We start from the raw sequence: 11,659 nt of genomic DNA on the forward strand, positions 1-11,659 counted from the left end.
TGAATTCATCGCCTATCCACCGATTAACCCATCAACTCCTCAGCAGGCGCGTTTGTAGTCCTCCGCGAGCCGAAGCATGTCGAGTCGGTCCGTGCCCAACATCATTTGAACGGGACGACTCATCATGGCCGATACGAGTTACATGGCGCGCAAATCCGTCGCCGATATCGTGGGAAGCGCGGACGCGGAAGGCAGTCACCTATCGAAAACCCTCGGCGCCACGAGCATTACGGCAATGGGTATCGGCGCGATCATCGGCGCTGGCATCTTCGTGCTGACGGGCACCGCCGCCGCGCAATTCGCGGGGCCGAGCATCATGTTGTCGTTCGTTTTGGGTGGCATTGCATGCGCGTTCGTGGGTCTGTGCTATTCGGAACTGGCGGCCATGCTGCCTGTATGCGGCAGTAGTTATACCTACACGTATGCCACGCTCGGCGAGATTTTCGCGTGGATCATCGGCTGGGATCTGATCCTCGAATATGCGATGGGTGCGGCGACGGTGGCGGTCGGCTGGTCGGGCTATATCGTGAGCCTCTTGCATAACGTGGGCGTCACGATTCCACCTGCGCTCGCGGCCGCACCCGGCACCGTCATCAAGCTCGCCGACGGAAGCACCGTGACGGGCGTCATCAATTTACCGGCGGTGTTCATCATCGGCGTGCTGACCACGCTGCTCGTGCTCGGTACGAAGGAATCCGCACGGCTCAACAACATCATGGTGGCGGTCAAGCTGGTCGTCGTGGTGGCCTTCATCGCGCTCGGCATCTTCTTCGTGAAGCCGGCGAACTGGCATCCGTTCATTCCGCCGAACACGGGCGAATTCGGCAACTTCGGCATGAGCGGCATCTTGCGCGGCTCCGCCGTGGTGTTCTTCGCGTTCATCGGTTTCGATGCCGTCTCCACTGCCGCGCAAGAAGCGAAGAAACCGCAGCGCGACATGCCTATCGGCATTCTCGGATCGCTCGTCATCTGCACGGTGCTGTACATCCTCGTTGCGGGCGTGCTCACCGGGCTCGTGCCTTACGGCGAACTCAACGTGCCCGATCCCATCGCGAAGGGCGTGGATGCCATCGGCATGAACTGGTTCTCCATTCTCATCAAGATCGGCGCGCTGACGGGTTTGACCACGGTGATTCTCGTGCTGCTCTACGGACAAAGCCGCATCTTCTTCACGATGTCGACCGACGGCCTGCTTCCGGGGCTTTTTGCGCGGGTGCATCCGCGGCTCAAGACGCCGCATTTGAGCCAGATTCTCATTGGTTCGATCGTGGCGATCGTCGCGGCGCTCACGCCCATCAGCGTGCTTGGCGAGATGGTCAGTATCGGCACCTTGTTCGCGTTCATTCTCGTGTGCGGCGCGGTGATCTATCTGCGGCGCAGCGATTCCGGCGCCAATCGCCCGTTCAGGGTTCCGGGCGTGCCCATCGTCCCGATTCTGGGCATCCTCTTTTGCCTCCTGCTAATGTCCGGTTTGCCGCTCGTCACGTGGGTTCGGCTCGTGGTTTGGCTCGTCATCGGCATGGTGATCTATGTGTCGTATGGCCGGAAACATTCGAAACTGCGCTTCCCGGAACGGCAATGAACGCTTGAGGGCGCGTCGCGCGTTATCTCAATATTTCTCACATGCACGTGAAATATGCTCGTTTTGCGACGACACCGGGCCGGCTTAGACTGGGATGTCAATCATCCCAGGAGCATTTCTCATGAGCGTGTCTTTATATGAGTTGTCCTCGGTCGCGGTCATACTCGGTGTCGTCGGCTTGATGCTCGTCAGGGCGTTCGCGGCTTCGCATACGGATAGCGTCGATGTTTTCAGGAAGACGGACGCGGAGAAAACGTTAGTTTTTCCAAGGCCGCGTGATGCAGACGGTCAGTTGTGAATGACGTCCGCGACGATCTTCTTGTTGTCCTTGAACTGATACACGGTGATCGCCGCAGTGGTCAGATCGCCATGCGGATCGAAGGCGATATTGCCCGTCACGCCGTCATAGCGAGTTGCGGGCATCGCGGCCAGAATCTTCGCGCGGTCGGTGGAGTTCGCGCGTTTCATTGCATCGACGATCACATAGACCGAGTCATACGCGAACGGCGCATACGCGTTGATCGGCGTCTTGAAGCGTTCCACATAGCGCTTTTCGAATTCCGCCCCACGCGGCATGCGTGCAAGCGGCAAGCCCGCTTCGGAGCAGACCAGATTGACGATGGCATCGCCCGCAAGCGAACTCATCTTGTCCGTGCATGCGCCATCGCCTGCCAGTACGCGCGCGTTGATGCCCAGATTGGCCGCCTGCTTGACGAGCGGACCAGCCGTTGCATCCGATCCGCCGTACATGATGACGTCCGGCTTCAAACCTTTAACCTTGGTCAGGATCGCGCGAAAATCGGTGGCTTTGTCGCTGGTCGCTTCGTGCGTCACGATAGCGCCGCCGCCCGATGACACCGCCTTCGAGAATTGTTCGGCAAGCCCTTGCCCGTAAGCGGTCGAGTCGTCGATCACGGCCACGCGCCGTGCTTTCAGCGTGTTGGTGGCAAAGCGTGCAAGCGCGGGACCTTGCATGGCATCCGTCGCCACGAGACGAAACGCCGTCTTGTAGCCCTGCTGCGTATAAGCTGGATTGGTGGACGCGGGCGTGACCTGCACGACGCCCGCTTCGCTATAGATGCGCGATGCCGGAATCGACACGCCCGAGTTGATGTCGCCGACTACCGCGACCACGCCATCATCGACCAGCTTCTGCGCGATCTGCGTCCCGGTGCGCGGGTCGGCCGCGTCGTCTTGCGAATCGAGTTGCAGCGTTAGGTTCTTGCCGCCGATGACGAGATGCCGCGCGTTGATTTCATCGACAGCCAAGCGCGCCGCATTCTCGCTGTCCTTGCCGATGTTGGCGAGCTGGCCGGTCAACGGCGCGGCATGACCGATCAGCACGACCGCATCGGCGGCATGCGCGGCAAGCGGAGCGAACGATGCACAGACAGCAAGCGTCGCGGACAACGGATACATAGCGCGTGGTTTCATGGTTGGACCTCTTTGATCGTGGATATCGGGTTGGCAACAAGGGGTTAGCAACAAGGTGAACGCAGTATTCGGTGGCCGATATACGTTGTCCAACGAGTAATTCCTGTCGCCCGCGATAAGAATTCGTTAAGCGTTCGAGCGCATTTGCCTGAAGCGCGCCTCGACGCCGCGACCGATTGCGAGAACGGCGGCATCGGCGAATGCGGGACCGACGATCGACATTCCCACCGGCAATTCGCCCTCGCGATGACACGGCAATGTGAGCGCGCAGCCATCGAGCAAATTGACGATGCCTGGATTGCGCAGGGTCTTCGCATTGACCGCGAAGAAGTGTTCGTCGTCATGTTCGAGCGCTTCCAGAAACGGTGCAACGATGGCGACGGTCGGCATGAGCCATGCATCGAAGGGCGCGAGCCGTCGTCGTGCGCCGCGAATGAAACGCTCGCGCGCGGCCATTAGATCGATGTAATCCGCCGCCAGAAAACGCTCTCCCCGACGCAGGCGCGCGAGCACGCGCGGGTCGTACCGATGCCCTTCCCGAGTCACGAGATGCCGATGCCACGCCCACGCCTGCGATGCCGTGATGCCCGGTTGAGGCGCATGTTCGAGCACGTCGCGCAACTCCGGAAAGTCGATTGACTCGATAGTCGCGCCCGCCGTCCGCAATTCATCGAGGGCGCGTTCGAACGCCGCGCGCACGGCATCCTCCGCGTCATCGACGACATCGGCATAGGTCACGCACAAGCGCAGCATATCGAGCGGGCGCGCCGTGGTATCGGGCGTCTCGGCGGACAGAATGGCGTCGGCCGCCGCGCAGCAATCGACGCTGTTCGCAATCGCGCCGACCGAATCGAACGCGCTTGCGAGCGGCAATACGCCGTCGAGCGGCACGCGACGCGCGGTCGGCTTGAACGCCGTGAGGCCGCAGAATGCCGCCGGAATGCGCAAGGAGCCGCCCGTATCCGTGCCGAGCGCCCACGCCACGTGTAAGCGCGCAACGGAGACCGCCGCGCCCGAACTCGATCCGCCCGCCACCCGACGCGCATCATGCGGATTGCGCGGCGTGCCGTGATGCGGATTCAACCCGAGCCCCGAATACGCGAACTCGCTCATGTTGGTCCGGCCGACGAAGACCGCGCCCGCATCGCGCAGACGCGAGACCGCGACGCTATCGCGCGTGGCCGGTTCAGCGCCTTGCAGCACGCGCGAGCCGGCGGCGGTGACTTCGCCCTTCACATCGAACAGGTCCTTGATGGAGACGGGAACGCCCGCGAGCGACGACGGTACGTAGTCGCGCAGACGCAAGGCATCGCTCGTCATGGCGGCCGCGTGCGACGACTCGCGATCCACGCTCACATAGGTGCTCGGGTCTACGTGGGTATCGCGCTGGATCGCTTCGAACGAGGCGTCGACGAGACTCGACGCCGTGGCTTGCCCCGTTGCGAGCGCGTGCTGAATGGTGCTGATGGTCGGCATGGCCGTCACTCCACGTGCGCGAGCGCATTCACGCCATAACGATGAACCAGCGTGCGCCGCAAGACCGGATCGTGCAGTTCGATCTCGAAGCTCCACGCGGGCAGCAGTGCGCCGAGCAGTGCTTGCGTGCCGCAATAAAGCACCGTGCCGGAAGGTAACGAACGCGTGTGCCCGAGCCCGGTCAACAGAATGGCCGGCGGCAGCAATCGTGCAAGCGAGCCTTCCTGATAGAGCACGCGCTCGCCATGCGGATCGATACGCCAGCTTCGCGCAATCAACTGGTCCCAATGGGCAGCGACATCGTCGTAGCGCCAGAGCGTCGCGCCGAGCGGCTTCGCGCACATCTGCTTGGAAACGGCCACGTCGTAGCTTTCTGCCTTGCGGTCCGTATGGTCCGAGCCGACGCCGACCAGCAGACCATGGCTCGCGTCCGACACGAGCACGGCCTCCACCTCGCCCGAAGAATTGCCGCCGACGACATCGATCCGTTCGTCCACGGTCAGCAGCGACGCCGCGACTTCGTAGAAGCATGGCGTCGTGGCCGGGCGCTTTACGCCCAGCGCGGCAAGTTCGGCGATATGGTGCTCGACTTCAGCGCTGTCGCGCCCCGCCCAGCCGGCGATAATGAGCCGTGCGGGACTGAACGCGAATCGCGGTCCATCTTCGATGACGAATGAAATGGCTGACATGTGAGCTTCGAGATAAGGATGACGACGCCCACAGTGTTCGCGTCGAGCGCGTGCCGTGTCCAACAAATAAAACTTGAGGCAAGTGCGGAGAATTTCTTGTCGTTCGACGCTTATTGCGGCGCTACACTGGGCCGTCCGATACGACTCGCCCTGGCATCCACCATGAACGTCCGCTTTCTCGAGACCTTCGTCTGGCTCGCGCGCTTGCGTAGCTTCCGGCTGACCGCCGAGCGCATGCACGCCACGCAAGCCGCGATTTCGAGCCGCATTTCAGCGCTTGAACTCGAACTCGGCGTGAAGCTCTTCGAGCGCGGTCCGCGTGAGGTCACGCTGACTCAGGACGGCACCAAGGCGCTCGCCTTCGCCGAACAGATCGTGCAGATCAACCGCGCGATGGTCGAGAGCGTGGGCGACCGGCGCAACATCGCGGGCATGTTGCGGCTCGGCGCAATCGAATCGGTCGTGCATACATGGCTGCCCGAATTGCTCAAGCGGGTGCGCGAAGAGTACCCGCGTCTCACGCTCGAATTGACGAGCGACACATCCGCGAATTTGTCGGCTCAAGTTGCGCACGGTCATTTGGATGCCGCGTTGCTAAGCACGCCGATCAACGGTGCCGATGTCGGCAACGCATTGCTTGGCAGCTTGCCCATGTGCTGGGTCGCGAGCCCGGCGCTGGGCTTGTCCGACGAGACGCTCTCGGAGAGCGAGCTTGCCGCGTTTCAGATCGTGAGCTTCGCGCGGCACTCGCAGCCGCACGCCTTTCTCGTCGATCTGTTCGCGGCGGCCGGCGAGAACCAGGTGCAGATCAATTGTCTTTCGTCCGCTGCGGCGATCAGCCGGCTCGTCGTCGATGGCTTCGGCATTGCAGCCGTGCCTGCCGCCTTCGTGATGCGCGAAATCGAAAGCGGGCAATTGCAGACGCTGCGTGTCGCGCACCACGTGCCTGGCCTGCCGCTCGTCGTGTCGTATCGGCGCAGCGCGGACAGCCTGTTGCCCGAGTCCATCGCCCGGCTTGCACGCGCGATCATGCTGGATTACAGCCTGAAGCACGGACCGCGCTTCGCGCTCGTGCCGGAAACCGCTGACGATATTGCCGCCGGCTTTGCCCGTACCTCGCCCTGAACACTTAGAGACTTATGCCGAACGTCCTTGATATCGAACCGCTCGATCCACTCGCCTGCGCGCCCTACGGCGTGATGCTCGGCACGCCCGCGCTCCCGGACGATCCCGCCACCTACCTGAGCCCCGCGTCCGACTACTGGCGCACGCATCTCTTCGCGCCCGGTGACGATCAGCCCGCGGAGATTCTCTGGGTGATCTATCGCAAGCAGCCCGCGACGGTGGCGCGACTCGAAGCGCATCTTCTGACGCAGCAGGCTATCGTGCCGCTGACCGGGCCGATTGTTCAGATCGTTGCTGTATCGAATGCCGAAGGGTTGCCCGATCCGGCAACGCTGCGCGCGTTCGAGATTGCGCCGGGCACCGGACTGTGCATGCATCCGCGCACGTGGCACGCGACGAGAGTGGAACAGCCGGAAGTGACGTGCCTGATGTTGACACGCCCGTCCACCACGCGCGATTTAACGGCCCATCTGATTCAGGGCAAAAGTCTGGTTGAATCGAGCATTGCGCAAATACCGCTGTACGAACTGTCTGATCGCGCAGATTAGCAGTCGCTGCACTCACCCTTCGACGATGTCTTCAAGAAGCGCAACAAGGTTGAGCTCACTGTCTCCGCGTCTGAAGTAGCCGTCGAATGCATCGAGCGATCCGCGCAGGCGTAATTCCGCTTCGTCGTAACCGGTCATTGCGATGATGCCCAGATCGCTAGTCGCGCCGATACTCCGAATCACGGACGCAACCGCGAATCCGTCGAATTCGGGCATATTGATATCGAGCAAAATGACGTGCGGCATCCAGTCTTGCAATATCTCGATTGCCTCCACGCCGCTGAAAGCGGTTCTTACGTGGAAACCGTCGGCGTCGAGAAGCGCACTCGTGGCGCACGCGCCGTGTTGATTGTCATCGACAACCAATACTCGCGCCTTTTGCGCACTGGTATGCACCTTCCTGGTCGAGAGCCGCCCGGCGATGGCGTTTTCCTGCGATCGGATCATGCATGCGCTCCGGCGTGAGAATCTCTCCGATAATGACGAACGCCTCGCTCATTGTCTATTTGTTTGCGATTATGGATTTAAGCGGAATGATTCGGAAGTTTCATTTCGCGGGTAACTCTTCCCTTTATTCGAAGCCCACTTTCCCGATGGCGCGCGCCGCAACCGAAAATCACGCGAATAGTGCATGTTTTGATTTAGCTAAAGACTTGGCGAGAAAGCGCGCCTTCATAAGAAAACCGCATGACACGCTGACCCGTAAAATCGATTTTTTCGAAACGGGATTTTACGGCTGGAGGTTTTTACTGGCGCTCGAATGCATGCGGATGCTTTAATTCGCGCGGCTGATCGCAAACACGCGCGGCGGCGGAACGCCAAACCAAAAAAAAGCGGGAGCCAGATTTTCACCTGGCTCCCGCGCGTTCTTACGCGTTACTCCTTGGAACCCGCCTTCGATGGCTCATCCAGTTGCGGAAGAGCCGAGGTATCGCCCGGCGTCAGAAGGCCGACTTGCGCATACACGCGAAGCTTCTCGCGCGTGTCGTCGATATCCAGGTTACGCATGGTCAACTGGCCGATCCGGTCGCGCGGCGAGAACGTCGACTGCACCTTTTCCATGGACAGGCGTTCCGGTTGATACGTCAGATTCGGCGACTTCGTGCTCATGATCGAGTAGTCGTTGCCACGGCGAAGCTCGATGGTCACTTCGCCCGTCACGGCGCGCGCCACCCAGCGCTGCGCGGCTTCACGCAGCATGATGGCTTGCGAATCGAACCAGCGGCCTTGATAAAGCAGGCGTCCGAGCCGGCGGCCACTTTCGCGATACTGCTCGATCGTGTCTTCGTTATGGATACCCGTCACGAGCCGCTCATACGCGATCTGCAACAGCGCAAGTCCGGGCGCCTCGTAAATGCCACGGCTCTTAGCCTCGATGATGCGGTTTTCGATCTGATCGCTCATGCCGAGCCCGTGACGCCCGCCGATTCGGTTTGCCTCCAGCAGCAGCGCGACTTGATCGCCGAATTCCACGCCGTTAAGCGCGGTGGGCACGCCTTCGTCGAAACGCACGGTGACGGTCTCGCGCGCGATCTGCACGTCGTCACGCCAGAACGCCACGCCCATGATCGGCTTGACGATCTGCATGCCACTTTCGAGGCTTTCCAGATCCTTGGCTTCGTGCGTTGCGCCGAGCAGGTTCGAATCGGTCGAATAAGCCTTTTCCGCCGACATCTTGTAGTCGAACCCTGCCTTGCGCATGAATTCGGACATCTCCGCGCGGCCGCCCAGTTCGTCGATGAAGGTCTGGTCGAGCCACGGCTTGTAGATCTTGAGATCCGGGTTCACCAGCAGCCCATAACGATAAAAGCGCTCGATGTCGTTGCCTTTATACGTGCTGCCGTCGCCCCAGATATTCACGCCGTCCTGCTTCATCGCGGCGACGAGCATGGTGCCCGTCACGGCGCGCCCGAGCGGCGTCGTATTGAAGTAGGTCACGCCCGCGGTGGAAATATGGAACGCACCGGATTGCAGCGCCGCGATGCCCTCGGCGACGAGCTGCGCGCGGCAGTCGATCAGGCGGGCGTTTTCCGCGCCGTATTGCATGGCGCGGCGCGGGATTTCCTCGTAGTCGTCCTCGTCGGGCTGGCCCAGATTGGCCGTGTATGCAAACGGAACTGCGCCTTTGAGACGCATCCAGTGCAACGCGGCGCTGGTATCCAAACCGCCGGAAAATGCAATTCCGACGCGTTGCTGAACGGGGAGGCTTTCGAGAATCGTGGTCATTTGAGGGTTACCTGGATTACCTGGACAAGCGCCGACATATTACCTGACGCGGGGGCCCACGCCCGCAGCGGGGCCCGATCTGGACAGCGAAAAAGCGAAGTAGCGATTGTCGGCGATTCGCCCGCCGTTGTCGAATCGCCGAAAATTGGCGTCCGATGCGGCGATCGCTCGGGCCTCTTTGCCGCGCGCCGTGCACCGCGCATGGCATAGTGACCGCTGTTCGCACTGAAACCCGCACGCACATGAGCAAACCCTGGAGTATCGATGACATCGCGTCGCAGACGGGCCGCCGGGTCATCGTCACCGGCGCGAATAGCGGCATCGGCTATCACACCGCCGCCGTGCTGGCCCGGCACGGCGCCGAAGTGGTACTCGCATGCCGCAATCCGCAGCGCGGCGCACAAGCGCTCGCGCGGCTGCAACGGGAAGTGCCCGACGCGCGCGTGCAATTCGATCAACTCGAACTCGCGGATCTTTCCTCGGTGCGCGCTTTCGCCGACCGTCAGCTCGCTTTACGCAAGCCGCTCGACATCCTCGTCAACAATGCGGGCGTCATGGCGCCGCCGCGCCGCGCCGAAACCGCCGATGGCTTCGAGCTTCAGTTCGGCACCAACGTGCTCGGGCACTTCGCGCTGACCGGCCTGCTCCTGCCCGCAATCGAAATGGCGGCGGAAAGCGCGTCCGAGCGCCCGCGCATCGTCACGATTGCATCCATCGCGCACAAGACGGGACGGCTCGATTTCGACGATCTCCAGGCAACGCGTCACTATTCGCCGATGTCGTCGTACCGCCAGTCCAAGCTCGCCAACCTCATGTTCGCGTTCGAACTCGACCGTCATTTGCGTGCGGCGGGATCGCGCGTGATGTCGGTGGCCGCGCATCCGGGCGTAGCCAACACGAACCTGTTTCGCGACGATCGGTCGGCTGTGAGCCGGGCGGCGCGCACCGTGTTGAGCGGGTTTATCGGCGCGTTATTGAACAGCGATCTGAGCGGCGCGCTGCCAACGCTCTATGCAGCGACCGCGCCCGATGTCGTCGATGGCGGTTACTACGGACCGCTCGGGTTATTCGAAGCACGCGGCGACACCGTGGGACCGGCGAAGGTTGCATCGCAGGCACTCGATAAAGACGCGGCCAAACGCCTGTGGGAAGTATGCGAGGCGTTGACGGCGAAGGCGTTCGAGTGAGGTTATCGCGCCATCGCGCTTTGCAACGGCTTCTGACTTGCAGCGAGAATTGCACCGAGGACGAGCAGCATCGCCGAGTAGAGCATGCCTCGTTCGAGCCCCGCGCCGTCCGATACCCATCCGATCACAATAGGGCCGACGATCTGCCCGAGCGCGAACACGATGGTGAACGCGCTGATTCCCCTCGCCCACTGATCGGCCGGCAAGTTGTGCCGCACGAACGCTGTCGTTGCCGCGACCCCGGACAAGAAAGTTGCGCCGAATAAGAGACCCGAAGCGAAAGCCGCCACGGGATGCATGAAGAGCCCGGGCACGAGCGTGGCGATACCCAATAGCGCGTTGAGCACCGCAAGCGCCTGGCCGCCGCGCATGCGGTCGAGCAGCCCGGACCACAGACGCGCCGAAACCACGGTGGCGACGCCGAGCAAGACATAGAAGCTCGTGATGACAGTCGCGCTCATCGAGGCGTTGCGAAGCAGCGCGACGATGAACGTCATGTAGCCGATGTATCCAACGCCGAAGAGCGTGTATCCCGCAAGCACGAGCCACATGCGCGACACTGCCACCGTTGCGCTCGGAGGCGCCGCATTCGCTTCGGCACCGCGCGCAACTCTCGCATGATTCGATTCGATCTTGCGCGCCGCCACGATCGCCCCGGCTGAACAGAGCGCGCAGACTGCGGCGAGCGCGAACCACGCGTATTGCCATCCATGCAGACGCGGAGCCACCGTGAAAGGCACGAGCACCGCCGACGCAAGGATGCCCCAGCCCGTGCCTCCGTAGTACAAGCCGAGCAAGAGCCCGGCCCCGCGCGTGGAAAGCGATGCAAGCCGCGCCGCCAACACGCCGCCGCTGATGAAGATGAGCGCGCTGCCGCAGCCGGTGGCAACGCGCAGGAACAGCAGCAGCCAGGTCGAGAACGCGAGGCCGCTTGCGGCCATTAACAACGTCGTGGAAGCGCAGCCTGCGAGAAGCAATGCGGAGGGCGGCCATCGGCGGGACATGCGTGGAAAAGCCAGCGCGCCTAGCAAGTAGCCGAATGCATTGGCGGTGTTCATCGCGCCTGCTTGCGCGAAGCTCCAGCCGAGGTCGAGCTTCATCGCGGGCAACAACAGCGCGTAGGAAAAGCGGGCCAGCCCCAGCGCGATCGCGCTTCCCAGGGACAACGCAACGGCCAGCATGAGCGCGCGCCCGTGTTCGAAGTGTTCTTCCGTGGACGAAGACTCGTGCCTCGATTGCCGGTCTACCGCTCGTTTTATCTGCGACGTCACTCTCGTTTCCTTGGCGCGTTTTGCGTGACGTTATCACAGCGTTCCCGCCAATGCGAAAGGCGCCGCATATGCGGCGCCCGTTCGCAAGACCAGCGATGAGCAGGGCGTTCGCCCCGCCCTT

12 protein-coding genes are annotated in these 11,659 nt (G+C 62.1%); 6 read left to right on the forward strand and 6 right to left on the reverse strand.

The features are described 5' to 3' along the window. The first annotated feature begins 124 nt into the window (after nucleotides 1–124). The gene (locus tag QCE79_RS15910; protein WP_244831453.1) at nucleotides 125–1,582 is read left to right on the forward strand and encodes an amino acid permease; all 1,458 of its coding nucleotides are present in this window, start codon (nucleotides 125–127) and stop codon (nucleotides 1,580–1,582) included. Nucleotides 1,583–1,703: 121 nt separating this feature from the next. Continuing rightward, nucleotides 1,704–1,880, forward strand: a complete 177-nt coding sequence (locus tag QCE79_RS15915; RefSeq protein WP_309845850.1) for a hypothetical protein — start codon at nucleotides 1,704–1,706, stop codon at nucleotides 1,878–1,880. On the opposite strand, the gene QCE79_RS15920 is transcribed toward QCE79_RS15915, so the two are convergent. From QCE79_RS15920 to QCE79_RS15930, 3 genes are all read right to left on the reverse strand, one after another. After that, complete coding sequence (locus QCE79_RS15920) at nucleotides 1,871–3,001, reverse strand: branched-chain amino acid ABC transporter substrate-binding protein (protein ID WP_309846553.1); 1,131 nt, start codon at nucleotides 2,999–3,001, stop codon at nucleotides 1,871–1,873. The genes QCE79_RS15915 and QCE79_RS15920 overlap by 10 nt on opposite strands. Before the next feature lie 141 nt (nucleotides 3,002–3,142). Continuing rightward, nucleotides 3,143–4,492: an amidase gene (locus tag QCE79_RS15925; protein ID WP_309845853.1), complete on the reverse strand. Its 1,350-nt coding sequence runs from the start codon at nucleotides 4,490–4,492 to the stop codon at nucleotides 3,143–3,145. A gap of 5 nt (nucleotides 4,493–4,497) precedes the next feature. Continuing rightward, entirely contained in the window at nucleotides 4,498–5,181 is a 684-nt protein-coding gene (locus QCE79_RS15930) for a DUF2848 domain-containing protein (protein ID WP_250469554.1), read from the reverse strand. Between the two features lie 162 nt (nucleotides 5,182–5,343). Here QCE79_RS15930 and QCE79_RS15935 point away from each other — a divergent pair, with 162 nt between their 5' ends. Both QCE79_RS15935 and QCE79_RS15940 read left to right on the forward strand, forming a co-directional pair. Beyond that, complete coding sequence (locus QCE79_RS15935; protein ID WP_244831457.1) at nucleotides 5,344–6,306, forward strand: LysR family transcriptional regulator; 963 nt, start codon at nucleotides 5,344–5,346, stop codon at nucleotides 6,304–6,306. A 14-nt stretch (nucleotides 6,307–6,320) separates the two neighbouring features. Continuing rightward, nucleotides 6,321–6,854, forward strand: coding sequence for an ureidoglycolate lyase (locus QCE79_RS15940; protein ID WP_309845856.1), 534 nt, complete (start codon nucleotides 6,321–6,323; stop codon nucleotides 6,852–6,854). Nucleotides 6,855–6,866: 12 nt separating this feature from the next. On the opposite strand, the gene QCE79_RS15945 is transcribed toward QCE79_RS15940, so the two are convergent. Further along, nucleotides 6,867–7,301 (reverse strand): response regulator, encoded by a 435-nt coding sequence (locus tag QCE79_RS15945; RefSeq protein ID WP_250528226.1) that lies wholly within the window; start codon nucleotides 7,299–7,301, stop codon nucleotides 6,867–6,869. A gap of 2 nt (nucleotides 7,302–7,303) precedes the next feature. On the opposite strand from QCE79_RS15945, the gene QCE79_RS15950 reads away from it, so the two are divergent. Further along, complete coding sequence (locus tag QCE79_RS15950) at nucleotides 7,304–7,633, forward strand: hypothetical protein (RefSeq protein ID WP_309845860.1); 330 nt, start codon at nucleotides 7,304–7,306, stop codon at nucleotides 7,631–7,633. Between the two features lie 97 nt (nucleotides 7,634–7,730). Here QCE79_RS15950 and argG read toward each other — a convergent pair whose 3' ends face one another. Then, nucleotides 7,731–9,080 (reverse strand): argininosuccinate synthase, encoded by a 1,350-nt coding sequence (gene argG, locus QCE79_RS15955; RefSeq protein ID WP_250469556.1) that lies wholly within the window; start codon nucleotides 9,078–9,080, stop codon nucleotides 7,731–7,733. A 242-nt stretch (nucleotides 9,081–9,322) separates the two neighbouring features. On the opposite strand from argG, the gene QCE79_RS15960 reads away from it, so the two are divergent. Then, complete coding sequence (locus tag QCE79_RS15960) at nucleotides 9,323–10,267, forward strand: oxidoreductase (protein ID WP_309845863.1); 945 nt, start codon at nucleotides 9,323–9,325, stop codon at nucleotides 10,265–10,267. Between the two features lie 2 nt (nucleotides 10,268–10,269). Here the strand turns inward: QCE79_RS15960 and QCE79_RS15965 are convergent, their stop codons facing one another. Beyond that, nucleotides 10,270–11,448, reverse strand: a complete 1,179-nt coding sequence (locus QCE79_RS15965) for a YbfB/YjiJ family MFS transporter (protein WP_309846555.1) — start codon at nucleotides 11,446–11,448, stop codon at nucleotides 10,270–10,272. Nucleotides 11,449–11,659: the final 211 nt, after the last annotated feature.

This window comes from Caballeronia sp. LZ003 (assembly GCF_031451465.1).
Taxonomy (GTDB): domain Bacteria; phylum Pseudomonadota; class Gammaproteobacteria; order Burkholderiales; family Burkholderiaceae; genus Caballeronia.